Genomic DNA, 23,996 nt, shown 5'->3' with positions numbered 1-23,996 from the left:
CACACAAGGGTCGGAATAGAAAAAACGGGGGTGTAGCGATGGCAGGGCCGGGCCGGAGGCCCACCGGAGGGGGCTAGAGCGGCTTCGCGCTGTCTGCGACGGCCTGCATGAGGCCCCAGACCTCGTCATAGAGCTTCGGGTCTGCGGTGCAGGTCCCCTCGGGGCGAACGACCGTCCAGGTGTCGCCCTCACCCTTCTCGATACCCCAGGGGCTTTGCCCGACCGGGCTGCGCATCGCGCTGCAGGACTCGGGGAACGAGTTCATGAGACCGGATTCAATCATCACGCGCTCCGGAGGGCCCGCGTGGTAGAACCACTGCGGGTTCGTGAGCTTCTGCGAGGATTCAACGGAAATGCCGGCAAATGAAATGTCCATCGAGATCGGGTTTGCGCCAACGTCGACCTTGGGGGCTTCTTCGACCTCAGGCTCCTCGGGAGTCGGAGCGGGAGTCTCGGGCTCAGCGCCGTCGGTTTCGGTGGGGGTCGGCACTGGCGCTGCGGTAGTCTCCTCGACCGGCGCGTCGTCGTTTCTGAGCGCGTTGACGGCGATCAGCGCGCCAACGAGAGCAAGCACGGCGACGGCAGCAATGATGATCCACGGCAGCGCGGCGTTTGACCGCTTCGGGTTGGCCGAGACGGGACGCGTCGGCGGTTCTTCCCGCGCCGCGCGGGCAGGAGCTGGGGCGGGCGTCCGTATGGGCGCCGGGGCCGGGGCCGGCGCTGCGGCAGGCGCGAACGGGGCAGTTGGGGCCTCGGGTGACGCGGCAGGGCTACGCCGCACGGCTGGCGCGGGCTCGAAGGCCTGCGTCGGGGCCGAGCTGTTGGTGTCGCCGGCAGCTTGGATCTCGTCGGTCTCGATGGCGCCGGTCTCGGCATCATCCGAGTCCAGCGGACCGAAGAGCTCTTCCAGGGGGTCTCTACTCACACGAACAGCCTAAACGACGAAGCCTGAATTCCCCGATCCGCACGGAAGCTGTGCCACGCCTGTGCACTGTCTACGCTGAGCGCCGGGCCCCTGCGAGGACTGCCGCGATGTGCGGCGCGTCAGTTCCGCAGCAGCCCCCGAACACTCCTGCGCTTGGCACGAGAGTCGCGAGCCGCATGAGCGCACCCGCGAATGCCTCCGGCCCGTCCCCCGGGCCGTCGTCTCCGTGGCGTGCGGCGTTGAGTCGAAACCCGAGGATCCTCCCCATCTCGGGAGCGTCGGGATCGATCCCACTCAGCACCTCATCGGGGTGCGCGCAGTTCACGGCGAACCCGAGAGCCGCGCCGCCGGTGGCCTCGTCGACCGCTGCGATCGCTGCAGCCAGCGTCGAGCCGTCAGCAAGCATCCCGTCGGGGCCGACGATGAAAGACACCGCTACGGGGACGCGCGCGGCGACCGCCGCCCGAACCACACCGATCCCCTCCGCCGCGTCGAGGGTGGTCACCGCGGTGATGCGATCCGCTCCAGCTTCCGCGAGCGCACGCACCTGCGGGCCGTGGTACTGCTCAGCTGATTCGGCGGTCATCCGCTGGGTTGCCTCGAAGTCGTCGAAGCGCGGTCCGACGACCCCGTTCACCTCAATCGCGGCGTCGGGTGCAAGCCGCAGTGCGCACTCGCGTACAAGAGACACCGCGTCGGTGTTTAACTCACGCACACGCTCCGCGGTTGGCACGGCCGCGTCAGCTCCGTCAACGAGTTCGACCCAGTCCGGATTCGCACGCCACGTTGGAGTGTCGAGCACGAGTGGCACCCGCGCTTCGACGCCGAGCTCGACGAAGGGCCGGTAGTACTCTCGTAGCGCGTCACGCCCCTCGGCCGTGTCGAGCAGCACGAAGGCCGCAAACTCAGGGAGCACCTGACCCAGCCTGGTCTCGAGGGCGGTCTCGATTCCGCCATCAGCCAACATCACTGCCGAGGCTACCTGGGCTGGTTCGGTCGTCATGTCCGCGCACTCCTTCGTTTCGCTGGCTCGCTTACACACTCGAACCTACGAAGCAGCCTACTGCCCGGAGCCGGAGCCTTGCTTCCCCGCGGCGCGCACGAGCTCCCGCAGTCCCTCACGGCGGGCCGCAAACCCGGCGACCCGGCTCTCGTGCCGAGCCATAATCCCAGCGTCGCGCAGCGCGAGCGTGCCAGCATCTCCTCGCTCAATCCCCGCCTGCCATCGGTCGGCGATCAGCCCCATTCGGCGCGTGACCGCGTCGAGCAGGTCAGAGCCGTCGACGCCACCGTAGGCCGCGGCGGCGACGCGGATACGCCTGGCCGCGTCCACCGCGGGGATCTCCCGCAGCAGCGGTACCCCCGACCACACGAGGAAGGCCAGGTCATCAATCGGGAGCCCGGGCCCCGCCCGATCCCAATCGATCATTCCCGCAAATTCGCCGTCGACAACCACCCAGTTGTAGAGGCCGGGATCGTTGTGGCAGATGATTTCACCGCGCGCCCGATCGAGGGGTTGCTCGCCCTGCCGCCAGTGGTCGCTGGCTGGGGTGAAGTCTGCGACAGCGTCGTGAAATCTCCGCATCCACGCTGCCGCTGCGGCGAGCGCGCGATCACTTGGAGAGGTGGTTTCCGGGTCGAGCGTCTCCCCCGGCAGATAGCTCAGCACCTCGCGGTCGTCGCTGTCGATGCCGTGTACCTCGGGGATCCCGTCGAGCCCGCGCTCCCGCAGGTGGGTGAGCAGCTCGTGTACTGCGGGGGTCCACGGCCCCGTCGGCCGGTGCACGCGGACCTCGCCGGTTGCGGCGCGCACGCGCCACACTCCGCCCGATCCGCCTGGGAGGTGTTCGCCGTGTGCCGCGCTGTCTGGTTCCACGCCTCGAGCCTAGGGGCTTGGGGAGAGTTCGGGCGTTATACGCGCCTGATGCGTTCTCGTACCTCGCGGATCTCCTGCAGGTTGATCGGCGAGGTGGGAGGCGGTTCGCCGTGCATCTGCACATGCAAGCTCTGCATGCGGGTGTCGAGCTCGGCCGCCGAATCTGCTGCCTGCTTGAGCTCGTCCATCATTTGCTCGGGTACCTGCCGCTGGTACTTGTAATAAATCTTGTGCTCGAGGCTCGCCCAGAAGTCCATCGCGATCGTGCGGAACTGCACCTCGACGGGCACGTCGACGCGGCCGCTCGAGAGGTAGACGGGCACGGACAGGATCGCGTGCAGGCTTTTATACCCGTTGGGCTTCGGGTGCTCAATGTAGTCCTCGACCTCGAGTACGGTGATGTCGTCCTGCTGTGTGAGCAGCCCGAACAGCCGGTAGACGTCGCGGATGAAGGCGCAGGTCACGCGCACCCCGGCGATATCTTGGATCTCGCGGCGGATCGCACCGACCTCGGGAGTCACGCCGCGCCGCTCGACTTTCGCGAGCAGGCTCTCCGGCGTCTTCACCCGGCTCGAGACGTGCTCGATCGGGTTGTACTCGTGCATGTGCATGAACTCTTCGCGGAGAATCGCGAGTTTTGTCTCGATCTCCTGCATCGCAAAACGGTACTCGAGCATAAAGCGTTGGAGTTCCCCGCTCAGGGAGCGGAGCGCGCTGGGAGAGATCGTGATTTCGTCGCCCACAGCGGCAACGGATGCTCGCGGAATCGGTGCGGTGTTGCTCATGGTCTGAGGCTAACTCTGGGCCTTCCAAATCACCTGTGACTTCGCGGGCGTTTCGCTGTGTCGGACAGGATCGACCCGCGGGATCCGCCTCGCTGCCTACGCTGGGCGGGTGTTCGCGGTCTCGCTGTGTATCTCCTCGCCCCCGCGCGTTTCGGCGAGGGCTCGGTCGAGGATCGTTCGCAGCACACCAAGATCCACCTTTGTGAGGCGGGTGAGGTACAGACACACCTTGCTCGCGGTGTGCGGGCCCAGCTCGGCGAGCAGGTCGGGCCAGCGCTCGGCGAAGTTCTCGGTGAGGTAGATCGTGTGCCGCTTCGCGCCCGTCGCAAACGCGAGCTCGGGCACGCGCCCGGTGCGACCGCTCTCGTAGGCGTAGTGGTGCTCACCGAAGCCGAGGATGCGGCCGGCCCAGACGACGGGTTCCGATCCGCTCGCTGCCCGGTGCAACGCGAGCAACTCGTCTGCCTCTGCCCGCCTCGGACCTGTGACTCGGTCAAGGGCCTCCGCGATGGGCATATCCGAGGGCGACATTGCGGGTTCTGTAGCGGTCATGCGGCACCTTCGAACTCTGCACGGAACACGTGCACGAGGGCATTTGCGTGGCCGTGTCCCATGCCGAGATCTTTGAGGAACGCGACCTGTTCCATGTGCTTCTCGCCGGCGTGCGGGCGCAAGAGCGCGATCCACTCCTCGATCGATTTTCCATACTTCGCCTCAATCGAGGGGAAGTACGATCTCGGACCCTTCACCTGCTCGGTCATGCTCACTCCTCGGTGCACTCGTTTCGGAGTCTGAAGGTAGCACGCCGCTACCGCGCTTGGAAGCGGCCCGTTTCCCGATACGCGAGATACATGTCGAGCACGAGGCGCGTGGCACGCTGCAGCCCGGCCGGCGGATCACTCAGCGAGTAGACGCCCCACTCGCGCACCTCGGTGGCGTCCGGCAGGATCTCACCGGTCCATTCGCGCGCGACGAAGCACAGCGCAAACGCGTGCACGATGTCGCCGTTCGGGTAGGTAAGCCGGTGTTCGACAGGGTCCGAGAACGATGCGAACGCGGTGAGGGTGTCTGCGGTGAGGCGCAGCCCGAGTTCTTCGGAGACCTCGGCAATCGCGGTGTCCGCGAAGCTCTGCCCCGGTTCCGCGCTGCCGGCCGGGAACTCCCACAGCCCGGAGTCAGCGCGTCGCTGAAAGATGGCGTGCTCGTCGTCGGTGAGCAACAGCACCTGCGCGCCGGGTGCGAGCAACTCAGCGTTGCCGACGTGCTTCCGTAACCGTCCCAGGTAGGAATCCTCAAATGACACGGTTCTACGTTACCGCGCAGGAAAACGCCCACATCACGCCGTATTGGTCAAAGACCTGCCCGTACCAGTCACCCCAGGGCGCCTGTTCGAAGGGCATCCCGAGCGAGCCGCCCCCTGCGGTGAGGCGATCAATGTAGTGCTGCGCTTCTTCCGGGGTGTCCGTTGTGTAGAGCAGCGAGTATGCGGTGCCGCGCACCGGATACTCAGTGCCCGTGTCCATGACATCGCCGCCGGTAATGATCCCAGCAGGCAGTGTGAGCGAGGCGTGGGCGACCGCGTCCGCTGGGGGGTCGAAGGGCAGGTCCTTGAGCTGCGCATCGCCGTACCGGATGATCTCGAGGTCGCCACCGAACACCTCCTGCCAGTGCTCCATAGCCTCGGCGGTCGTGCCAGGTAGGGCGATATAGGTGGCAAGCATGTGCGCCATGAGTGAGTCCTTCGACGTTGACGGGAGTGCAGCCAGTATCCCCCGAAACTGCGGATCCTGCAGCACGGGCTGACCTTTCTCCAGTGGTTTCTCAGCTGTAGACCTCACCTCGCTGCGGGCCTACACTTTTCCCATGACCGATCCCATCACGCTGCATCGCATGACCTTCGCGATCGATTGCCCGGATGCCGTCGCGCTGGCTGAGTTCTACGCCGGGCTCCTCGGATGGCGCATCGAACGCGGCGAAGACGACCGCTGGGTCGAGGTGCACCCGCCAGCTGGGCAACCGCGATCGCACTTCCTCGCGTTCCAAGCCGTCGCCAATTATCTCGAGCCGGTCTGGCCAGACGGCCCCGTCCCGCAGCAGGCGCATCTCGACTTCTACGTGCCAGACCTGGAGACAGCGTCAGTTGCGGCCGTCGCCGCCGGCGCGAGACGGCACGCCGTTCAGCCCAGCGAGAGCGGCTCGTTCATCGTGTTTCTCGACCCCGCGGGTCATCCGTTCTGCCTCTGCGCCGATTCGGACTGAGGCAGCGCGACAGGGAGCGGCTTCGCCCGCTTTCGCGACGGTCTGGGTACTATCGCTACAGAACGATATGACCAACGAAGCGAACACTGATCCAGAGCTGGCCGGCACTGCCGCTGGCACGCCGACCGTCGAGGCGAGCCCACACCCCGACGAGTCTCTAGAGGCCGCGCACAGCACCCAGGCGATGTCTGACAGCTGGGGCGCCTCTGCGGCGCTGTTCGGTGCGGGCTCCCTGCTCTGGCCGTTTGTCTTCTTCCTCGCGTTCTTCGCCCGTTCGGCAATGCTCGCCGCCGAAGACTCCCGTGTGCCGCACTACGGCGGCGCCTGGCAGGAAACGATCGAGGTCGTCGCGATCTCAGGCAACTACGTCGGGTGGGTGGCACCTTCCATGCTGGCGCTACTCGTCGGACTGGGGTTTCTTGTCACACCCAATGCCGACCTCGACAGCCAGTCAGTGCTGCGGCCACTGCCCTTCGTGGCGGCGCTCATCGGTGGCTTCATGCTCGCTTGGACCGTGCTCTCGGTCATCGTGCTCTCGACACACGGCCCGACAGCGACGAGCGACGGCGGGCAGCAGCTCTGGGGGTTGCTGTTCATCACGCCAATCTCCGTCGTGTTGGCGCTGGTCCTCGGCAGGCTCGATTTCCGGCCAGTGGCACGGCGCGCGGAGCTGCTGCGCGCCTCGATCGCCAGGTCCGAGCGCGAATACCACCGACTCGCAGACACCCGGTTGTTCTACGGCGACGACAGCGTCACCTCGCACGCCTCGCGCTCCACATGGAAGTGGCCGCTCGTCGCGCAGGGCGGCGTCGCCGTCATCGTATTTTTTGCGTTTTGGCTGGTACACGGTGAGTCCCTGTCAACCGCGCTGCTCGAGGCCGTCTACCTCGCCGCGGTCGGGGCGCTCGTATTTCTCGTGGTGTCCCTGATCCAGCGAGAACTCATCGATGCCAGGCTCTCGAAGCTCGCCGGGCACGAGGTCCGCAGCAAGCTTGAGACGATCGGCGGCGTGATTCTCGCCGTCGGCGTCGGCTGCCTCGTGCTCTACAACCTGTGGTTCGTGTTCTCCGGGATCCGCCCCGTGATCATCCCGCTCAGCTATGCCGCGCTCTTTCTCGCGGCGGTGTGGATCGCGAACCCGTTCACGCTCCGACGCTCAGCGTGGCCGGCGCAGGTGCTCCGTGAGCGGGAGCGGTCACTCGCCCGCATGCGCGCGAAACTCGCGCAGCTCACGATCGTGTAGCTACGCGAGCTTCATATCAGGGGAGGCTACGCCCGCTTCACCACGCTCGACTTCAGCTGCATCTTGCCGAAGCCGGGTACCTTGGCGTCAATGTCGTGACCACCGGCACCTCCTGGCACGAGCCGGATGCCTGTCACCTTCGTGCCGACCTTGATCGTGCCGCCGCCACCGCCCGATACCTTCACCGTCTTCACCAGGGTGACGGTGTCGCCGTCCGTGAGGAGGTTACCGACGGCGTCACGAATACCGGCATCCTCGTCGTCGCTCCCGTCGGCGTCATCTGCACTCTCACCCGGAGCCCACTCGTGGCCGCACATCGGGCAGGCGAGCAGCGCCCCCGATTCGTAGGAGAATTCGCTCGCACACTCGGGGCAAGGAGGGGTAGCGGTCTCGCCCGCGGCGGTCGTCTCTGCAGACATGAAAGCTCCGTTCGTGAACCCGACAGTCGGTCTCGCCCAGCCTAGGCCACTCGCGACACGGGTGGCTCCGGCGGCACAGTCGCGCCGTTTTGGCGTTCCGAATTGTCCAGTCTTTCCGAACGAGCATCCGGCAGCAACGGGCGGCCGCTACGTTCGAGATTGGAACGGCTCGCACGGCGCGCTACCCGTCGCCCCACACCAAACCGCATTCAGAGAGGACACATCACCGCTGATGAGCTTCACTGCAACCCTGCCAACAACGGCGGCACTGCGCGATACACTCGCGGCGTCGTTCTCGCCCGTCACACGCACCGAGTTCAGCGCCAGCCGCACGGTCGGGTCGGCCGCAAGCTGGGCGGTCTGGGGTGACAAGACAGGAGACCTGTCGCTGTTCGACGATACCGACGCGCTGCTTCCACGGCTGCGGAAAGACGTCGTGGTCATCGCCGCGACATTCGCGCCCGGAGGGACGCTGACGAACTCGCCGCCGTTTCGCAACTTCCATGCGCACCGCAGCGCCGCCGACGGCAGGCTCCGCAGCGGACTCACCGGCTCGCCGCTCGAGGGCGCATTCCTCACGAACATCGTCAAGGATTTCCCGACGATGTACGCGAATGGTCTCCAGCAAGACATCCGCTACGGTGACCTCGACGTCGAACGGCACATTGTCGAACCGTTCTTTGCAGAGCAGCGGGCGCTCAATCTGGGCCCCGACACTCTGTACATTCCCGTCGGAATACACGCGCGAGAGCTCTGGGACTTTCTGGTTGAACGCGGAGACCTCCCGGACGACCAGCGGGTGTTTCACCGCATGGTGGCCCCGGGAGGCCCGCGTCACCGCGGCCACCTGGTGCGTGAGCTGCTCAGCTTCTCCGGCCCAGTGAACATGCCTGAGGCGGTGGAGCTGCTCTTGTCGCAGCGGATGGCTTCCGGTTAACTAGCCGTCGATGAGCTCGCGTACGAGGTTCTTCCGCACCTTCCCGGTCGTGGTTTTCGGGAGCTCTGACACGAACTCAAACCGTTTCGGAACCTCAAACTTGCCGAGGTGCTGCTTCGCGTGAGCGATGAGGTTCTCTTCGAGCGTCTCCACCGCAAACCGGAAGGCTGCCTCACCGACCTCCGCAGCATCGGGGAGCGAGTCCGCGATTGCGACCACGGTCACCGCTTCACCCCAGTACTCGTGTGGCGTACCAACGACGCAGCATTCGACGACGCCAGGGGCATCGGCCATGATCCGCTCCACCTTCATCGAGGAGACGTTCTCCCCACCCGATTTGATGATGTCCTTCGAGCGATCCGTGAACCAGATCACGCCTTCCTCGTCCATGTACCCGAGGTCGCCGCTGTGGAACCAGCCGTGCTTGAAGGCCTCCTCGTTCGCTTCCGGGCGCTTCCAGTAGCCGGCGGTGACGTGCGGCCCTCGGTAGACGATCTCACCGGTTTCGCCCGGCGGAAGAATGTTGCCCTCTGGGTCCATGATGCGGGTGCGCACGGTCGACGCCGACATTCCCCACGATGCATTCTTCGTGTGGCGGTGGTCGGGGCGCTGGAAGGTTGTCGCCGGGATCACCTCGGTCTGGCCCGATCCCAAGAGCTTCAGCGCGTTCGGCATCATCACGTCCATGCCGGCGAGCACGCGCTCCGGCATCTGGGCCATCGCGTACATGGCAATGTTGATCGCGCTCAGGTCGCGCGGCTGTCGGGTGTACTCGGCGATCATGGCGGCCCACATCATGGGAAGCCCCGTGAACATCGTCACGCCCTCGGACACCATGTCGTCGAGCACGGCGGGTGGGTTGAAGCCGTTGTGCAGCACGATCGTTCCGCCGACGGCCAGCACCGGCTTCGTGACCGCGTTGAGCGCGGTCACGTGGAAGAGCGGCAACACAACGAGCGCGGTCGGCGGGCGCCGCACCCACGAGTCCCCGACCGTGAGCGCGTTCGACATGACCCCGGTCACGACGGCGTTGTGCGTCGCGAGCGCGCTCTTCGGTGCAGCAGTGGTGCCCGACGTGTACAGGCACTGCACGACGTCATCGCTGTGAATGATGAGCCGCAGCTCCTCAGTAATTTCTGTCGCCAGGAGCTCAGCGAGATCCACCGTGCGGACGCCGTCGATGGTGACCGCTTCGCCAGAGACGCGATGCACGACGACGGTGTCGAGCTCTGCTCCTGCGGCGAGCGCCCCGCGCAGCACTGGCAGCAACGACTCGTGCACGATGACGTGCTTCGCCTCGGCGTCGCCGAGGATCCAAGCGATCTCAACGGCGGTCTGTCCGTAGTTGATGGGAAGCACCACTCGGCCGGCCTTCGCGAGCCCAAAATAGACCGGAAGGAATTCGTAGCAGTTGGGCATGATCACCGCCACCGGGTGCCCCTGGGCAGGGGCTCCCGGCAGCCCGATCACACCGCGCGCAATCGCCTCGGCATCGCGATCCAGCGTCGCATAATCGATCCGGCGTTCGCCATCGACAACCGCGATCTTGTGTTGTGCGACTTCCGCAATCCGCGTAAGCATGTCCCCGACGGTGTTGCGCACCGCCAGGTTGAGATCTTGCGGGTCGAGCGTGCTGGTATCTGGTTTCATCGTCCTGTCTCCTTTGACTGGGGCTGGTGTGGTCGGGGCCGGTTGGGGCCCGGGTGTGACGGGTGGGGTTAGACGGTGTAGCCGTCCATGCGGGCGAGCACCTGCAGCATGACTTCGTCGGCGCCGCCGCCGATGGAGCTCAGTCGCGCGTCTCGGTAGTAGCGCGCCGTCCAGCTCTCCTCCATGTACCCGAGGCCGCCGTGGAACTGCATGGCCGCGTCGGCCACGTTGCGGTAGGTGCGCCCGGCATGGAGCTTCGCAACGGTCGCCTCACGGGTGATGTCTTCGCCCTCGGTGAGCATGCGGCACATCTTTTCGTTCATCGCCTTGAGCAGCTCGACGTCGGCAGAAAGCTCGGTGAGCTTGAACACGGGGTACTGACGGGTAGCGAGCGGCGCCCCGAACACCTCGCGCAGTTGCAGATAGTCGCGGGTCTTCCGAGCGCCCACTCGGCGGATCCGGCGATCGAGAAGCAGGCGGAGAGCCGCTCAATGATGAACTGCCCCATCTGTTGCTGGAAGCCGCGCCCGATCTCGCCGATGGTGTTCGTGACCGGCACACGCACGCTGTCGAGCCGCAGCTCAGCGGTGTCACTCGACCGGTTGCCGAGCTTGTCAAGCTTGCGCACGACCTCAAACCCGGGAGTGCCCGCTGGCACGATGATCTGCGACATGCCCCGGTAGCCGCCCTCGTCGCTCGTGCGCACGAGCATGCAGAACCAGTCCGCCTGCGTCGCATTCGTGATGTAGGTCTTCGCGCCGGTGATGATCCAATCGTCGCCGTCGCGCACGGCGCGCGTGGTGATCGCGGCGACGTCGGATCCGGCGTCGGGCTCGGTCACGGCGATGGCAGCCACGTGTTCGCCGCGGATCGCAGGGCGCAGGTACGTCTCCTTGAGTTCCTCGCTGCCGAACTTCGCGAGCGACGGCGTCGCCATGTGCATCTGCACGTTGATCGCCATCGACACCCCGGCCGCGTTGCCGCGTCCAAGCTCTTCCGACAGCACCATCTGGTACTCCATGGGTGCACCCTCGCCGCCGTCTTCAGGGTCGAAGCCGAGGCCGAGGAGCCCGTGCTGGGCAAGCTTGGGGAACAGCTCGTGCGCGGGGAACACGCCGTCGGCCTCCCACTGATCGATGTGTGGCAGGATCTCGGCGGCGATCACCGAGCGCACCATGGCCCGGAACTGGTCGATTTCGCTCTTCATGATTGGGTGTGCTCCTTTGCGAGGGTGGTACGTACTCAACTCGGGTTGCGCACGCGACGGTGCGGCGGCAGGACGGCTGTCTCCGAGCTCCGAGCGGGTGTCGTCGCAGGTTTCGGCACGCGTGCGTGCCGCCCAAATCTGTCCCCCGCTCAGTGAGCTTGCTGACACACTAGCGGCTTTTTCATAAAAAATCATTCATGCTTGATTGTTTATCTTCCGGCTCTGTGGAATAGTGATCCATCACGTCACTTTTACAGTTCAGGAGGGCACCGTCGCCATGACCACTGCACCCGCGTCACCGCCCGTCGACACGCAAGCTGCGCCGCGTACGAGCTCACCCAATGCTGGGGATCGGGTCGTACGAATCGGTAACGCGTCTGGGTTTTACGGCGATCGTCTGAGTGGATTCGACGAAATGGTCGCCGCCGGCGTCGACGTCATCACCGGCGACTACCTCGCCGAACTCACGATGCTCATTCTCGCGCGGCAGAAGCAGCAAGACCCGGAGCGCGGCTACGCGCACACCTTCCTCACGCAGCTCGGGCGCTCGCTCGACCAGATCGCGGCAGCTGGCACACGTGTCGTCGTGAACGCGGGCGGCATGAACCCCGCAGGGCTCGCGGCCGCGGTGCGCACCCTTGCCGCGGAGCACGGGGTGGCGCTTGCCGTGGCGCACGTTGATGGCGACGATCTCACCGAGCGCGCTCAGTCCCTGGGGCTCGGAACCCCCCTCGCAGCCAACGCGTATCTTGGGGGGTGGGGCATCACGGCTGCGCTCACACGCGGCGCACAGGTCGTCGTCACCGGCCGTGTCACCGACGCCGCTGTCATCACGGGCGCCGCCGCCTGGTTCCACGACTGGGAGCGCACCGACTACAACGAACTCGCGGGCGCCATGGCCGCGGGTCACGTGATCGAGTGCGGCATGCAGGCAACCGGCGGCAACTTCGCGTTCTTCGACGAGATCGATGATCTTCGCCGGCCGGGATTCCCCATCGCCGAGATCGCGGCGAACGGCGACAGCGTCATCACGAAGCCGCCAGGCACCGGCGGCGCGGTCACCGCTGAGACCGTGCTCTCGCAGCTGCTCTACGAGATCTCTGGCGCACGCTACGCCGGGCCCGACGCCACCCTCCGGCTTGACTCGCTGCGCCTCACCGTGATCGGCGAGGATCGGGTGCGCATCAGCGGTGCACGCGGAGAGGCTCCCCCACCCGACGTGAAGGTCTCAGTCACCGAGATCGGTGGATTCAGGCAGCAGCTCACCTTCCCCATCGTCGGCCTGCACATCGAGCAGAAGACCGAGCTCATCAAGCAGCAGTTCGAGTACGGCTTGCAGCAGTCGGGCCTCCCCCGCCCGGCGAGCATGAACTGGACGCTCGCCCGCACCGACCACGCGAACGCGGCGACCGAGGAGGCAGCAGCGGCCCGCCTCACGCTCGTCGCTCGAGATGTGAACCCCAAGGTCGTTGGCCGGGCGTTCGCGAACCTCGCCGTCGAGTTCGCGCTCGGCTCGATCCCCGGGTTCTTCACCGACGGCCCGCCTGGCGATGCGAGCGTCTACGGTCGATTTCGCCCGATGTTCGTGCCGCAGGCGACCCCTGCACACACAGTGCACCTGCCCGATGGCAGCACCCTCGATGTGCCGCCACCCACCGATGCACACGCACTCGAGCCGACCGCGGCCGACACGCACAGCGCCGGCTGGAAGGCTACCGACGAGGCCCCAGCGAGCACCCCGGAAGCAGGCGGGGTCGTACTCCCACTCGGCGAGCTCTTCGGCGCGCGCAGCGGCGATAAGGGCGGCACCGCAAACGTCGGCGTCTGGGCGCGCAGCGCAGCAGCCTGGGAGTGGCTACGCGAGGAGCTCACCGCCGATCGCCTGCGCGCACTCCTCCCCGAGACGGCCACGCTCGACATCACCCGCGTCGAGCTTCCGAATCTCAGGGCCGTGAACTTCGTCATCGACGACATTCTCGGCGAGGGCGTCGCATACGGGGCCAGGTTCGACGCCCAAGCGAAGGGCATCGGCGAATGGCTGCGCAGCAGGCACGTCGCCGTCCCCGAGGCGCTCGCCGCCGAACGGGGCACCCCGCCCGAGGCACTTCCTTCGTCACCATCAACCCTCACCGCAGAGAATATGAGGAACGCATCATGACAGTCTTCACATCAGCGCTCGACACCGGCTCGCAGGAGTTCCGTGATGCCGCGGGCGCGATGCACGAAAAACTCGCCGAGCTCGACGGCGTCTTCACACAGCTCGCCGCTTCTGGCGGAGAGAAGGCAGTGGCGCGACACCGCGCGCGCGGCAAGCTCACCGCGCGAGAGCGCATCGAGCTGTTGCTCGACCGCGACACCGCGTTCCTCGAGCTCGGAGCGTTCGCCGGCTGGGGTAGCGACTTTCCGGTCGGCGGGAGCACCGTCGGCGGCATCGGAGTGGTCTCCGGCGTCGAGTGCGTGATCATGGCGAACGACCCGACCATCGCTGGCGGCACCTCGAACCCGGTCACGCTTAAGAAGCAGCTGCGCGTCATGGACATCGCGCTGAAGAACCGGCTCCCCCTCATCTCGCTCGTCGAATCCGGGGGCGCGAACCTGCCGACGCAGAGCGAGATCTTCATCCCGGGCGGCGACAGCTTCCGGCGACTGGCCGAGCTCTCGAAGGCTGGCATCCCAACGATCGCGATCGTCTTCGGTAATTCGACCGCCGGTGGCGCCTACTTGCCCGGTATGAGCGACCACATCATCATGATCGAGAAGCAGTCGATGGTGTTCCTCGGCGGCCCGCCGCTCGTGAAGGCCGCGACCGGCGAGATCAGCGACGAAGAATCCCTCGGCGGCGCCGAGATGCACGCGCGCACGAGCGGCCTCGCCGACCACTTCGCACGAGACGAACAAGACGCGATCCGCATCGGCCGCCGCGTCGTTGCGCGCCTGAACTACGAGAAGCAGGGGCCAGCGCCGGCCATCGCGATCGAACCGCGCTACGCGGCCGACGAACTCGTCGGGATCGTCCCTGGGGATCTGAAGATCCCCTTCGATCCGAGGGAGGTCATCGCGCGCATCGTTGACGGCTCAGACTTCGACGAGTTCAAGCCGATGTACGGGTCCGGCATGGTGACGGGCTGGGCCCGCATCCACGGCTACCCCGTCGGGATTATCGCGAATTCAAAGGGCGTCATTTTCAGTCAGGAGGCGCAGAAGGTGACGCAGTTCATCCAGCTCGCCAACCGGCAGGCCACTCCCCTGCTCTTCCTGCACAACACGACCGGCTACATGGTCGGCAAGAAGTACGAGGAGGGCGGCATCATCAAGCACGGATCGGCGATGGTGAATGCCGTGTCCACGTCGACCGTGCCGCACATTTCGGTGCTCATCGGGGCGTCGTACGGTGCCGGCCACTACGGCATGTGCGGCAGAGCCTTCGACCCGCGTTTCCTGTTCGCCTGGCCCTCGTCGAAATCGGCGGTCATGGGCGGTGCCCAACTCGCCGACGTCGTCACCTCGGTCGCGAAGGCGTCCGCAGCCTCCCGTGGACTCCCGTTCGACGACGACGCCAACGAGCTCAGGCGGCAGGCAATCGAGCAGCAGATCGAGGCAGAGTCGTTGCCGCTGTTCCTTTCGGGCCTCGGCTACGACGACGGCATCATCGACCCGCGCGACACCCGCACCGTGTTGGGGCTCTCCCTCTCGGCCATTTCGAGCGGACCCATCGAGTCCGATCGCAGCTACGGAATCTTCAGGATGTGACCCAGATGACTACTCCCATCACGCTCCGCACCATTTCGAAGGTGCTCGTCGCGAACCGCGGCGAAATTGCCCGTCGCGTCTTCGCGACCTGCCGCACACGCGGCATCGCGACCGTCGCCGTGTTCTCCGATGCTGACGAGCACGCAGCATTCGTCGCCGAGGCCGACGCCGCTGTGCGCCTGACCGGCACCGCTCCCGCTGACACGTATTTACGGGGGGATCTCATCATTGAGGCCGCCAGGCGTGCGGGCGCCGACGCGATCCACCCCGGCTACGGCTTCCTGAGCGAAAACGCCGCGTTCGCGCGCGACGTGCTCGCGGCGGGGCTCGTGTGGATCGGGCCGGACCCCGAGAACATCGACCAGATGGGCTCGAAGGTTGAATCGAAGCGGCTCATGTCGGCGGCCGGCGTGCCCGTGCTCGGCGAGCTTGACCCCGAGACGATCACAGCGGAGCAGCTGCCGGTGCTCGTGAAGGCATCGGCGGGTGGCGGCGGGCGAGGCATGCGTGTCGTCGAGCGAATCGAGGACCTCGCCGAAACGATCCGCACGGCCTCCCTTGAGGCGGCAAGCGCGTTCGGCGATCCCACTGTATTCTGCGAGCGGTATATTCCCGATGGCCACCACATTGAGGTGCAGGTATTCGGCGACAGGCACGGCACCGTGTGGGCTGTCGGCGAACGCGAGTGTTCGATCCAGCGCCGCCACCAGAAGGTTGTCGAGGAGGCGCCGGCTCCGCTCGTCGAGCGGCACGGCACGGCAATGCGCGAGCGCCTCTACGACGCTGCCCGCGCAGCCGCGGCACAGATCAGCTATGTCGGTGCGGGCACCGTCGAGTTCCTCGCAGACGATCGCGGCGACTTCTTCTTCCTCGAGATGAACACCCGGCTGCAGGTCGAGCACCCCGTCACCGAGTGCACCATCGGCGTCGATCTCGTCGGGCTGCAGCTCGACGTCGCGTCGGGCGCTCCCCTCGTTGGCGAGCCGCCCACGGCCTCCGGGCACGCGATCGAGGTGCGGCTCTACGCGGAGGATCCGGCGGAGAACTGGCAGCCACAGTCCGGCCCAGTGCACGCGTTCGCGATGCCCGCGGCCCAGAGCCACTTCGCGATCCCGGACGGCTCCCCCGCCGTCCGGCTCGACGCTGGCGTGTCTGCCGGCGAGACGATCTCAACGTTCTACGACCCGATGATCGCGAAGGTGATTGGTGTCGGGCAGGATCGCACGCAGACCGCGCTCGCACTCGCCTCCGCGATCGAACGCATGACCTGGGACGGCCCGACGACGAACGCAGACCTGCTCGTCAACATCCTGCGTGAGTCCGACTTCCTCGCCGGGGAGACGACGACCGCGTACTTCGGCGAGCACCCCGAAGTGTTCGCGCCCGTCGCCGGGTCAGACCGACTGCGGGCCGCCGCAATCGCGGCTGCGGTCGCGACCGCAGCCGCGATCGGGCAGGGTGCCCCTGCCGGCGCCGACGGCACCGTCGTCGCCGGCGCCCCCGTATCAGCACAAGACGCGCTCGCCGCGCACCAGGCCCAGCGGAGCCCGCGCCCGGCAATCGGCGGCTGGCGGATGTTCCACCCCGACTACCGCAGCAGGAGTTTCGCGAGCGGGTCAACCGAGCTCAGCGTCGACTACCGGCAGCGCCGCGACGGTTGGGAGTTCTCGACCGAGACACTCGCCGGCGGGCCCACGATCGAGGTCGTATCGGCAATGCCCGGGCAGGTGCGTCTGAGTATCGACGGCGTCGAGCAGCGCTTCAGCGTCGAACGTCGCGGCTCGAGCCTTGTGGTCGGCTCAGCCGCAGGCTCGGTCACGCTGCACGAGCTGCCCCACTACACGGATCCGAGCGCGATCGCGGCCCCTGGCAGCCTGCTCGCTCCGATGCCGGGCACCGTCGTGCGAGTGGAGGCCGCCATCGGTGACGAGGTCACCGCGGGCCAGGGGATCATTTGGCTCGAAGCGATGAAGATGATGCACACCATCAGTTCAGACGCCGCGGGCGTCGTCGAGGAGCTGCGGGTGAGCGTCGGCGACCAGGTAGACGTCGGCATGCTGCTCGCGGTCATCGCCGGCGCCGACGATGATTCCACCGGAGAGGACGTGAAGTAGATGGCTGCTGTCAGATACGAGGTCGACGGCTCGGCCGCGATCCTCACGCTCGATCACCCCGAAAAACGCAACGCGATCACGGCGGATATGCTCGCCGGGATCACCGCGGGCGTCGCCGCTGCGGAGGCCGACCCGAACGTCCGCGCGATCGTGCTCACACACACCGGGAACACGTTCTGCGCCGGGGCGGATCTCACGGGCCCGGTCGCTGGCGGGAACGAGTCACCGGTCGAGCGGATCCGCGCGAGCGGGGAGCAGGCCGCCGCGGTGAACCGGCTGCTCGCTGCGAGCAGCCGCCCGGTCGTTGCGGCGATCCACGGTCACGTGCGCGCGGGCGGCATGGGGTTCGTCGCGAGCTGCGACATCGTGGTTGCTGGCCCGAAGGCAACCTTCGGGCTCAGCGAAGTGCGCATCGGGGTCGTCGCGGCGATCATCTCGCCGCCCGTGCTCAGCCGGATCGGCGACCGCGCGGCCGCCGAGTGGCTCCTGCGCGGCGGCCCGGTCTCCGCTGCCGAGGCGGCGGCAGCCGGGTTCATCACCCGCGCCGTCGACGGAGAGTCCGTAAGTGTGGCTGACGCAGTCGAGGAGATCCTCGGCGACCTACGGAAGGCGGCTCCCGGCGCCCTCGCCGCGTCGAAGCGCCTCGTGAACCAGCGTCTGCTCTCCCGCATGGACGAGGAGATCGACGCGATGCTCGATCTCTCAGCGAACGGCTTCGCGAGCGAGGAAGGACAGGCCGGGATACAATCCTTCCTACAGCGCACCGTACCTCCCTGGGTGCTCGAGCGCTGATCAGCTCACCTCACCGAACTCGAACGGCATGACACTCACCGAAACCGCACGCGCACCCCAACAGGACCGCAGTAGAGACACCCGAGATCTCATTCTTGAGACGACCCTGAAGGCTCTCGCGCACTCCGGCTGGAATGGCACGACGACGACCGTTGTCGCGGCGCAGAGCGGGGTGAGCCGGGGAGCGATCCAGCACCATTTCCCGACGAAGGAAGCGCTCATGCGAGGCGCGCTCGAGTACATGTACGAGAGCCGGAATACGAGCGAGTTCTCGATCACTGACGACGTGCCCGAAGGCACCGACCGCTTCGAGTACATCACTGAGCAAGTGCTGCATTACTACGCATCGGACCATTTCAAGGCCGCCCTGCAAATGTGGACGGCAGCGATCGGTGACCCTGAGTTCAACGCCCAGCTGCAGATGCACGGTGACCGCCTCGCGCGGGCCGTCTACGACCGGGTCGTCGTCGTCCTCAACGCCGACACGAGCGACCTGCGCACGCACCGGCTCATCCAGTCCACGCTCGATCTATCGCGCGGCCTCGGCCTCGCAGACGTGCTGCGCGACGACTCCCAGCGCCGTACCTCCATGGCGAAGTTCTGGGCTGAGGAGCTGCGCTCGATCAAACAGCTCCCGTACGACCTACCCGAGTAGTCCCCGAGCGCCAGCTCAGCACGGACTCTCAATGAATTCCACGCCGGCGGCAGCGTCCACGAGCGGCCGCAGATCGATATCGATCGATCCCTCGTCAACTCCGAGCCCTGGGTACGAGAAGTGCAGCGTTGCCTGGCCGGGCGCAGGCAGCGGCCACAGCCAGCCCGTACTGTGAACACTCATCCGGTGTGAGCCCCCGTGTGCGCCGCCTCCGCCGAGCGAGAACACCGGGCCGCTCGGTGCGTGTTCCCAGTCGAGGCCGTTGTCCCCGCGGTAGCTGTCGAGGCGGGCGCCGTCGGCGAGCGTGAGCCCGATCCGCAGATCGCGACGTGGATCGTTGCTGCGGAACGATCCACTGGCTGCTTCATACAGGGTCGTGAACTCCGCGCGACTCAGCGCGGAGGTAGCCCGGACGGCAGTGAGGAACACGAACTGGATCCCCTGCGAATATACGTCTGCGCGTTGCAGCACGAGGGTGACCCCCGGCTGCTCGGTAAGCACCCTCCCGATGTGCACCGCGACCGGGACCTCGTCCTCGCTGGGCACGAACCAGGCCGGGGCACGGAGCTCGGCGGAGTCGTCCGCCTCTGGTTCGGGTGCTGGGATGTTGCTAAAGAAGCTCATGTCTACATCAAAGCTGCTGCCCACAGGCGAGTCAACGGTCACGCACCGACGGGCTTCAGACGAGACTCAGGTTACGCTCCCACACGCGCTCGCCTTCCTCGTCTGTCACACCAGTCAGCGTGAGCCCAATCCGCTCGGCCACACGCTCCGAGGCCCGGTGCCCAGATTGAATCGACGCGACGAGCCGTGGCACGCCCTGCGCCGCGATCCAGTCCGCCATCAGTCCTGCCGCCTCAGCTGCGAGTCCGCGGCCCTGCGCTGCGGTGGCGATCACCCAGGCAAGTTCAGCCAGCTCTGCACCGGGCTGCTCCTGAACTGTCGCCTGCACGTACCCGACGGGACGCCCCTCGTACCGCACGATCCAGTTCAGCCACCGAGTGCGCGAGTCCGCTGGCGGCCCACTCACCTGCCGCTCGTAGCGTGCGGTGAGCTCGGCGAGCGTGGGCGGAGCGTCCCCGGTGAACCGGTACAGCTCCGGGTCCGCGAGCACTTCGACCATCACTTCGGCGTCGGTCACGGCAAGCGGGGTGAGGGCCACTCGGGGCCCCTGTAGCGGCGCAATGTGCAAGCGGTGCTTCTTTCGTATCTGCTGGTGCGTCGGGCATTCTCCCCAGCGGCTCCACCCTCCGCGCATTTCCGAGGCGTTTCCGCATCGTTCCGGATGCCGCAGGACGTCGCCGGGTTGTCCAAGCTTGTCCAGAATCGCTTCGGCGGGTTCGTATCTGCCCCGGTCAACGAGCATCCCTGCAAAGATCAGCACAGAGAAGTCGCCCGTGAACGTGCGCGTCAAATAACAGCCCAGAGGAGCATACGATGCAGCCTACGTCAGGCACCGCCCCAGTCAACCGCGTGTCGCAAGCTGCCCTCGACGAGCTCCGTTCGACTCGACTGTCACTGACGGAACGGCTGCTCTGCCGTCTCCCGGCAGGTACCCGGAACGCCGCCGCAGCGCGCGTCCACGCACTCGTGCAGGGGCTGCACGTCGGAGCGACCGGAGGCAGGCTTCGGGAGCGTCCTGACCAGCATGCTGCACCCAGCGATGCACCCGGCGAGCTGACGGTCAACGATCTGACACTCGCGCACACGACCAGCTGGGCAGTTCCACCCCCGAGCAGCCAGCCAGCGCCGCCCGCAGCAGGAGAGACTGCACCGCAGCAGCGCGTCACCGTCGAGCGTTTCTCGGACGCATCCGTTGGCTCCGAGCACTGGGATGCGCTGCGAGACGAACTCCACGCCGATGTCTTCTTCATCAGCATCAACGGGCAACACGAACCGGCCGACTGGGCAGGGACACAGCGCGCGAGCGGGTATCTCACAGACCTGTACAAGGGAATCTCAGTGCCGACGCAGGACGCCATCGTCGAGCGGCTCGGTGCCGAGCACTGCGGCCTCGTACTCGACGTCATGCTCGAACTTCTGCACGAAGAGCTCGCGATTCTGCGCGGGCCGGTCAAGCCGGTGCTCGCCTGTCTCAGCCGCGAGGTCGAGGCTCCGATCCGCGAGCACTTCGCGCCACTGGGATACGAGGTTGTCTACGTGCCGAGTTCGAGCGCGGCGGCGGGAGCGGTGCCACTCGATGAGCGCCGTGCGGCGTTCGCGCGCATTGACGAAGCACTGGCGCGTGCAGTGAGCGAACCGCTCTTCGTCTCCGACGCCCGCTAACCTACGCCCGGTAGCTCTGGGCCGTCGGGAGATTCTCGCCCCTCTGCTGGCGGACCCGGGGTGTGCAGCTGGCCAACAACGGGAATATGTGTCAGGGAGACTCCGAACCAGCGGCGAAGCAGCGGCAGCACCGCCAGTGCGATGTAACTCGTGAGGAGCTTGTCGATGAGCGACGTAATGATGTTCACCGTGAAGACTGCGCCGAGCAGTGGGACGCCCGCGGCGAGTAGCGAGCCGGTCATATTCACTTGCCCCTCGCCAAAGCTTCCCCCATGCCGAAGCACCAGCAAGGGAGTTGCCATGAGCGAGCTCGCCGCTGCGACGATCAGGCCCAGCACGAGGAACCGCGCAAAGGTGTCGCCCATCCGAAATCGACGCACACCGTAGCCCCAGACGAGGGCGCCGGTGATCCCGACAAGCGCGAACAGAAAATCGCTGTCCATGTAGAGCGTTCCCGCTAAGGCGGTGACGACCGCGGCGAGCACGCCGTACCAGGGTCCAAGCGCGATCGCCGCAATCGCTGTTCCGACCATGTCCAGGTAGATCGGGAGTCCGAGGGCGCGCACAAGCACATTCCCCGCGACGCTGACGCAAATGCACAGCAGCAGCACCAGAATCAGGACGCCGAGCGGAGGGCGAATCGGTCCCGCTGGTAGCTGGATGCGGTCCGAAACAGGCGGCCGAATCTTGCCCGAACTTAGCGCAGGCGGAACACTGACCGGTTCCACTGCCGGGTGCACCCGTTGGGCGGCTCGGCACCGATCCACCCACTGCTCCGCTTCGTCCTCGGTGACGCCCAGCGCGAGCACGATGTCCCTGACGAGCTCGGTGTCCAGACGTGCTCGGCCCTCAGTAAAGACGTTGTAAACGGTGGATCGGGGCGGCGCTGCTGCGGCTTCGTTCACGCCGCGGGCAATCCTGAGATCGAAAATGCGCCGCACGATCTCAGCGTACGAGACGGGACCAGCTTGCTCCCGCAGCGTGTGCAGGTCTGCGACGATCTCGTCGAACGTCTCGGTGTGCTCCTGCCCGCTGGTACTCGACCCCACCATTCGCCACTCCCCCGGCTTGGCACATAGGCCAGTTTCTATCCTCAGGGTATCGAAAAGTCAGGATCGCTGGGATCCGACGATGCTCGACCCGCGTCACGGTCGGGCAGGAGGAGATTCACGACGTAGCCCACTCCAGCGCCGAGCAGGAGCGGCAGCGCGGCCGGAGTCTCGACAAGCAACACGAGCACGAGCACCGCGGCAAGGGGGCGCTTCCACCCGACGGCGGCCGCGGCCGCCATGCCCACGGCGATCGCCGCACCGGCGTCGACGGCGGTCACCGCTGCGAGCGCGCCGCCAACGGCAGCCCCGACGAACACGAGCGGGAAGAACTCGCCGCCGCGCCAACCACTCGCGAGACACAGCGCGAGGGCGACGATCTTCGCGGCCGCAAGTAGCGCGAGCTCGCCCCACGAACCCGACTCGGTGAGGCCCCACAGCTCGACGAGTTCGTGGTGCCCCGAGAACCGTACGAGTGGGAGCGCGGCGGCGAGCATGGCGAAGATTCCGGTGCCCGCCAGAATGACGATCCACCGGTGGCGGATCGCCGCCGTGAGACGGTGCAGCACCCCGTGGAGAGCGCGGAACAGCAGCCCGGCAGCGGCCCCCGCGAGCGCCACGAGCACCAACCCAAACTCGAGCGTGGAGCTCTCGGTGAGTGCGGGGAGTTCGATCCGCTGCACGCCATCCGGCGCAACGAGCCGCGCGACTCCGAGAAACACAAGGAAGCCGGAGAATCCTGCAACAAGTTCGAGTGCCTTGCGGGGCCCGATGGTGTCGCCCTCAATCGCCGCCGCACCGGGCGGTGAACCGTAGAACCCGCCAAGCGCGCCGGCTGTGCCAGCCTGTCCGATGACACGCTGCGCTTCGATGTCTCCCCTGAGTCGGTGCGAGACGATGGCCGAGAGCTGCGCGACGACCGCGAGGATGCCAGCCTCGGGGCCGACGGCCCCGCCACAGGCGACGGCGACGATCGCCGAGAGTCCCGTGGCAAGCACCGCGCGACGGGGCATCCCTCCAGGGTCGGCCGACTGGCGAAGCAACGTCTCGATGTCCTCGCTCGGGGCGATCCGGTCGAGAAGCACGAGCAGCGCGCCCCCTGCGAGGATTGTGAGCACGATCTGCAGCGGGCTGCGGTCTCCGAAAGCGGCAGCCGAGGCGCCCCACACGATGCCCTGCAACCACATCATCCCCGAGAGCGTGAGGAGTGCGAGCAGACCGGCGACGGCACCGTAGCTGAGTGCGAGCACGATGAGCCGCGGCGCGGGGATGCCGCGCTGTGCCGGGATCTGGATCATGCTGGATGCCCTTCTTCGCCGTCGCTATCACGGCCTCGTGGCTCTTCACCGACCGCGCCGGTCTCATCGTCACTGTCTGAAGTGGGCGCCGTGGCGACCGCCGTGACGTTCACGACGGTACGGGCGGTAAGTCGCGACCTATCGACATGCCGTGACAGTTCAGCTGCGACGAGCCCGATAAACACGAAGTCGAAGACGAACACCGCGGAGACGAGTACTCGCGCCACCTGTCCGACAGCGTGAATGTCACCATACCCTGTCGTCGTCATCGTCGTGAGCGTGAAATACAGGGCATCGATACGGGTGTCGAGGCCCTCGAAAGATCCCGGCCAGTTTCGAGCAATAACAAAGAACAGCGCCGAGAACACTGCGGCAACGACCACAAACAACACGATCAACCTGGAGAGATTGCTGCGCTGACGTACGACCTGCACAATCGCATAGCCGAGGACGACGAGCGCGATGGATGCGCCGATCAGGCGACCAAATGCGCTGAACTCCCCTGAGGCGAGTGGCACCGTGAAATAGAGGGCGATCACCGCCACCGTCGCCAGCCCAGTCCGCAATAGCTCCCCAACCCGACGCCAGCGCGCGGCCTGGCTCGGGTCCGTCGAAGCAGACCGCTTGAAACGGCGCGAGCGCCCGAGTTGTTCCTGTCGAGGTGTTTTCTCCACGGAATTATTCCTGCAGGGGTTTTCGGGTGTGTGTACCCGTCGCCCCTCTTCACCGACAATCGATCGCGCACGCCGGG

26 protein-coding genes are annotated in these 23,996 nt (G+C 66.5%); 9 read left to right on the top strand and 17 right to left on the bottom strand.

Annotation, left to right across the window (positions count from 1 at the left end):
- Positions 1 to 73: 73 nt before the first annotated feature.
- From AUL38_RS14570 to AUL38_RS14535, 8 genes are all read right to left on the bottom strand, one after another.
- Positions 74 to 925, bottom strand: coding sequence for a hypothetical protein (locus AUL38_RS14570; RefSeq protein ID WP_059063173.1), 852 nt, complete (start codon positions 923 to 925; stop codon positions 74 to 76).
- A 70-nt stretch (positions 926 to 995) separates the two neighbouring features.
- On the bottom strand, positions 996 to 1,928 hold the full coding sequence (locus AUL38_RS14565; RefSeq protein ID WP_059063172.1) for a homocysteine S-methyltransferase family protein: 933 nt from the start codon (positions 1,926 to 1,928) through the stop codon (positions 996 to 998).
- Positions 1,929 to 1,985: 57 nt separating this feature from the next.
- On the bottom strand, positions 1,986 to 2,801 hold the full coding sequence (locus tag AUL38_RS14560; RefSeq protein WP_059063169.1) for an aminoglycoside phosphotransferase family protein: 816 nt from the start codon (positions 2,799 to 2,801) through the stop codon (positions 1,986 to 1,988).
- Positions 2,802 to 2,836: 35 nt separating this feature from the next.
- Positions 2,837 to 3,586 (bottom strand): GTP pyrophosphokinase family protein, encoded by a 750-nt coding sequence (locus tag AUL38_RS14555; protein WP_059063167.1) that lies wholly within the window; start codon positions 3,584 to 3,586, stop codon positions 2,837 to 2,839.
- 96 nt (positions 3,587 to 3,682) lie between these two features.
- Positions 3,683 to 4,138 carry a DUF1801 domain-containing protein gene (locus tag AUL38_RS14550; protein ID WP_059063165.1) on the bottom strand — a complete coding sequence of 152 codons (456 nt, stop codon included), beginning with the start codon at positions 4,136 to 4,138 and terminating at the stop codon, positions 3,683 to 3,685.
- Positions 4,135 to 4,347: a DUF4287 domain-containing protein gene (locus tag AUL38_RS14545; protein ID WP_059063163.1), complete on the bottom strand. Its 213-nt coding sequence runs from the start codon at positions 4,345 to 4,347 to the stop codon at positions 4,135 to 4,137. The genes AUL38_RS14550 and AUL38_RS14545 overlap by 4 nt, the downstream gene beginning before the upstream one ends.
- 47 nt (positions 4,348 to 4,394) lie before the next feature.
- Positions 4,395 to 4,889, bottom strand: coding sequence for an NUDIX domain-containing protein (locus tag AUL38_RS14540; RefSeq protein ID WP_059063161.1), 495 nt, complete (start codon positions 4,887 to 4,889; stop codon positions 4,395 to 4,397).
- A gap of 4 nt (positions 4,890 to 4,893) precedes the next feature.
- On the bottom strand, positions 4,894 to 5,316 hold the full coding sequence (locus AUL38_RS14535) for a VOC family protein (RefSeq protein ID WP_059063159.1): 423 nt from the start codon (positions 5,314 to 5,316) through the stop codon (positions 4,894 to 4,896).
- 133 nt (positions 5,317 to 5,449) lie between these two features.
- On the opposite strand from AUL38_RS14535, the gene AUL38_RS14530 reads away from it, so the two are divergent.
- Both AUL38_RS14530 and AUL38_RS14525 read left to right on the top strand, forming a co-directional pair.
- Positions 5,450 to 5,845 (top strand): VOC family protein, encoded by a 396-nt coding sequence (locus AUL38_RS14530; protein WP_059063156.1) that lies wholly within the window; start codon positions 5,450 to 5,452, stop codon positions 5,843 to 5,845.
- 67 nt (positions 5,846 to 5,912) lie between these two features.
- The gene (locus tag AUL38_RS14525) at positions 5,913 to 7,088 is read left to right on the top strand and encodes a hypothetical protein (protein ID WP_059063154.1); all 1,176 of its coding nucleotides are present in this window, start codon (positions 5,913 to 5,915) and stop codon (positions 7,086 to 7,088) included.
- 26 nt (positions 7,089 to 7,114) lie between these two features.
- Here AUL38_RS14525 and AUL38_RS14520 read toward each other — a convergent pair whose 3' ends face one another.
- Positions 7,115 to 7,507, bottom strand: coding sequence for a zinc ribbon domain-containing protein YjdM (locus tag AUL38_RS14520; RefSeq protein WP_059063153.1), 393 nt, complete (start codon positions 7,505 to 7,507; stop codon positions 7,115 to 7,117).
- A gap of 232 nt (positions 7,508 to 7,739) precedes the next feature.
- Here AUL38_RS14520 and AUL38_RS14515 point away from each other — a divergent pair, with 232 nt between their 5' ends.
- On the top strand, positions 7,740 to 8,444 hold the full coding sequence (locus tag AUL38_RS14515) for a hypothetical protein (RefSeq protein WP_059063151.1): 705 nt from the start codon (positions 7,740 to 7,742) through the stop codon (positions 8,442 to 8,444).
- Here the strand turns inward: AUL38_RS14515 and AUL38_RS14510 are convergent, their stop codons facing one another.
- The 3 genes from AUL38_RS14510 to AUL38_RS14505 form a co-directional block, all read right to left on the bottom strand.
- Positions 8,445 to 10,094, bottom strand: coding sequence for a class I adenylate-forming enzyme family protein (locus tag AUL38_RS14510; RefSeq protein WP_059063149.1), 1,650 nt, complete (start codon positions 10,092 to 10,094; stop codon positions 8,445 to 8,447).
- A gap of 68 nt (positions 10,095 to 10,162) precedes the next feature.
- On the bottom strand, positions 10,163 to 10,501 hold the full coding sequence (locus AUL38_RS17605; protein ID WP_201023756.1) for an acyl-CoA dehydrogenase family protein: 339 nt from the start codon (positions 10,499 to 10,501) through the stop codon (positions 10,163 to 10,165).
- Positions 10,414 to 11,301 carry an acyl-CoA dehydrogenase family protein gene (locus AUL38_RS14505; RefSeq protein WP_201023755.1) on the bottom strand — a complete coding sequence of 296 codons (888 nt, stop codon included), beginning with the start codon at positions 11,299 to 11,301 and terminating at the stop codon, positions 10,414 to 10,416. Before AUL38_RS14505 ends, AUL38_RS17605 begins: the two co-directional genes overlap by 88 nt.
- A gap of 277 nt (positions 11,302 to 11,578) precedes the next feature.
- On the opposite strand from AUL38_RS14505, the gene AUL38_RS14500 reads away from it, so the two are divergent.
- The 5 genes from AUL38_RS14500 to AUL38_RS14480 are packed head-to-tail and all read left to right on the top strand — an operon-like array spanning position 11,579 to position 18,612.
- Positions 11,579 to 13,459 (top strand): acyclic terpene utilization AtuA family protein, encoded by a 1,881-nt coding sequence (locus AUL38_RS14500; RefSeq protein ID WP_083506926.1) that lies wholly within the window; start codon positions 11,579 to 11,581, stop codon positions 13,457 to 13,459.
- Positions 13,456 to 15,051 (top strand): acyl-CoA carboxylase subunit beta, encoded by a 1,596-nt coding sequence (locus AUL38_RS14495; protein WP_059063146.1) that lies wholly within the window; start codon positions 13,456 to 13,458, stop codon positions 15,049 to 15,051. Before AUL38_RS14500 ends, AUL38_RS14495 begins: the two co-directional genes overlap by 4 nt.
- 5 nt (positions 15,052 to 15,056) lie before the next feature.
- Positions 15,057 to 17,165, top strand: a complete 2,109-nt coding sequence (locus AUL38_RS14490) for a biotin carboxylase N-terminal domain-containing protein (RefSeq protein ID WP_059063144.1) — start codon at positions 15,057 to 15,059, stop codon at positions 17,163 to 17,165.
- Positions 17,166 to 17,957 (top strand): enoyl-CoA hydratase-related protein, encoded by a 792-nt coding sequence (locus AUL38_RS14485; RefSeq protein ID WP_059063143.1) that lies wholly within the window; start codon positions 17,166 to 17,168, stop codon positions 17,955 to 17,957.
- Between the two features lie 28 nt (positions 17,958 to 17,985).
- Positions 17,986 to 18,612: a TetR/AcrR family transcriptional regulator gene (locus tag AUL38_RS14480; RefSeq protein ID WP_059063141.1), complete on the top strand. Its 627-nt coding sequence runs from the start codon at positions 17,986 to 17,988 to the stop codon at positions 18,610 to 18,612.
- Between the two features lie 15 nt (positions 18,613 to 18,627).
- On the opposite strand, the gene AUL38_RS14475 is transcribed toward AUL38_RS14480, so the two are convergent.
- Together AUL38_RS14475 and AUL38_RS14470 are read right to left on the bottom strand one after the other, a co-directional pair.
- Positions 18,628 to 19,236 (bottom strand): hypothetical protein, encoded by a 609-nt coding sequence (locus AUL38_RS14475; protein ID WP_059063139.1) that lies wholly within the window; start codon positions 19,234 to 19,236, stop codon positions 18,628 to 18,630.
- 55 nt (positions 19,237 to 19,291) lie between these two features.
- Positions 19,292 to 19,774: a GNAT family N-acetyltransferase gene (locus AUL38_RS14470; protein ID WP_235590747.1), complete on the bottom strand. Its 483-nt coding sequence runs from the start codon at positions 19,772 to 19,774 to the stop codon at positions 19,292 to 19,294.
- Between the two features lie 275 nt (positions 19,775 to 20,049).
- Here AUL38_RS14470 and AUL38_RS14465 point away from each other — a divergent pair, with 275 nt between their 5' ends.
- Positions 20,050 to 20,898: a hypothetical protein gene (locus AUL38_RS14465; RefSeq protein ID WP_059063135.1), complete on the top strand. Its 849-nt coding sequence runs from the start codon at positions 20,050 to 20,052 to the stop codon at positions 20,896 to 20,898.
- Here AUL38_RS14465 and AUL38_RS14460 read toward each other — a convergent pair.
- Genes AUL38_RS14460 through AUL38_RS14450 form a run of 3 tightly spaced genes read right to left on the bottom strand, consistent with a single transcriptional unit; the run spans position 20,895 to position 23,919 of the window.
- Complete coding sequence (locus AUL38_RS14460) at positions 20,895 to 21,950, bottom strand: ECF transporter S component (RefSeq protein WP_059063133.1); 1,056 nt, start codon at positions 21,948 to 21,950, stop codon at positions 20,895 to 20,897. The genes AUL38_RS14465 and AUL38_RS14460 overlap by 4 nt on opposite strands.
- Positions 21,951 to 21,991: 41 nt before the next feature.
- Positions 21,992 to 23,245 carry a chloride channel protein gene (locus AUL38_RS14455; RefSeq protein ID WP_059063131.1) on the bottom strand — a complete coding sequence of 418 codons (1,254 nt, stop codon included), beginning with the start codon at positions 23,243 to 23,245 and terminating at the stop codon, positions 21,992 to 21,994.
- Positions 23,242 to 23,919 carry an ion channel gene (locus AUL38_RS14450; protein ID WP_161937450.1) on the bottom strand — a complete coding sequence of 226 codons (678 nt, stop codon included), beginning with the start codon at positions 23,917 to 23,919 and terminating at the stop codon, positions 23,242 to 23,244. Before AUL38_RS14450 ends, AUL38_RS14455 begins: the two co-directional genes overlap by 4 nt.
- Between the last annotated feature and the right edge of the window lie 77 nt (positions 23,920 to 23,996).

It is taken from the genome of Leucobacter sp. G161, assembly GCF_001482305.1.
Classification (GTDB): Bacteria; Actinomycetota; Actinomycetes; order Actinomycetales; family Microbacteriaceae; genus Leucobacter.
This window is presented reverse-complemented; position numbering and strand designations above follow the sequence as displayed.

Coding starts and splice junctions, on each gene's coding strand:
- AUL38_RS14520 (WP_059063153.1), bottom strand. CDS start 7,507: ATGTCTGCAGAGACGACCGCCGCGGGCGAGACCGCTACCCCTCCTTGC.
- AUL38_RS14555 (WP_059063167.1), bottom strand. CDS start 3,586: ATGAGCAACACCGCACCGATTCCGCGAGCATCCGTTGCCGCTGTGGGC.
- AUL38_RS14505 (WP_201023755.1), bottom strand. CDS start 11,301: ATGAAGAGCGAAATCGACCAGTTCCGGGCCATGGTGCGCTCGGTGATC.
- AUL38_RS14460 (WP_059063133.1), bottom strand. CDS start 21,950: ATGGTGGGGTCGAGTACCAGCGGGCAGGAGCACACCGAGACGTTCGAC.
- AUL38_RS14510 (WP_059063149.1), bottom strand. CDS start 10,094: ATGAAACCAGATACCAGCACGCTCGACCCGCAAGATCTCAACCTGGCG.
- AUL38_RS14495 (WP_059063146.1), top strand. CDS start 13,456: ATGACAGTCTTCACATCAGCGCTCGACACCGGCTCGCAGGAGTTCCGT.
- AUL38_RS14465 (WP_059063135.1), top strand. CDS start 20,050: ATGCAGCCTACGTCAGGCACCGCCCCAGTCAACCGCGTGTCGCAAGCT.
- AUL38_RS14515 (WP_059063151.1), top strand. CDS start 7,740: ATGAGCTTCACTGCAACCCTGCCAACAACGGCGGCACTGCGCGATACA.
- AUL38_RS14475 (WP_059063139.1), bottom strand. CDS start 19,236: ATGAGCTTCTTTAGCAACATCCCAGCACCCGAACCAGAGGCGGACGAC.
- AUL38_RS14500 (WP_083506926.1), top strand. CDS start 11,579: ATGACCACTGCACCCGCGTCACCGCCCGTCGACACGCAAGCTGCGCCG.
- AUL38_RS14535 (WP_059063159.1), bottom strand. CDS start 5,316: ATGGCGCACATGCTTGCCACCTATATCGCCCTACCTGGCACGACCGCC.
- AUL38_RS14490 (WP_059063144.1), top strand. CDS start 15,057: ATGACTACTCCCATCACGCTCCGCACCATTTCGAAGGTGCTCGTCGCG.
- AUL38_RS14485 (WP_059063143.1), top strand. CDS start 17,166: ATGGCTGCTGTCAGATACGAGGTCGACGGCTCGGCCGCGATCCTCACG.
- AUL38_RS14525 (WP_059063154.1), top strand. CDS start 5,913: ATGACCAACGAAGCGAACACTGATCCAGAGCTGGCCGGCACTGCCGCT.
- AUL38_RS14545 (WP_059063163.1), bottom strand. CDS start 4,347: ATGACCGAGCAGGTGAAGGGTCCGAGATCGTACTTCCCCTCGATTGAG.
- AUL38_RS14565 (WP_059063172.1), bottom strand. CDS start 1,928: ATGACGACCGAACCAGCCCAGGTAGCCTCGGCAGTGATGTTGGCTGAT.
- AUL38_RS14550 (WP_059063165.1), bottom strand. CDS start 4,138: ATGACCGCTACAGAACCCGCAATGTCGCCCTCGGATATGCCCATCGCG.
- AUL38_RS14530 (WP_059063156.1), top strand. CDS start 5,450: ATGACCGATCCCATCACGCTGCATCGCATGACCTTCGCGATCGATTGC.
- AUL38_RS14480 (WP_059063141.1), top strand. CDS start 17,986: ATGACACTCACCGAAACCGCACGCGCACCCCAACAGGACCGCAGTAGA.
- AUL38_RS14455 (WP_059063131.1), bottom strand. CDS start 23,245: ATGATCCAGATCCCGGCACAGCGCGGCATCCCCGCGCCGCGGCTCATC.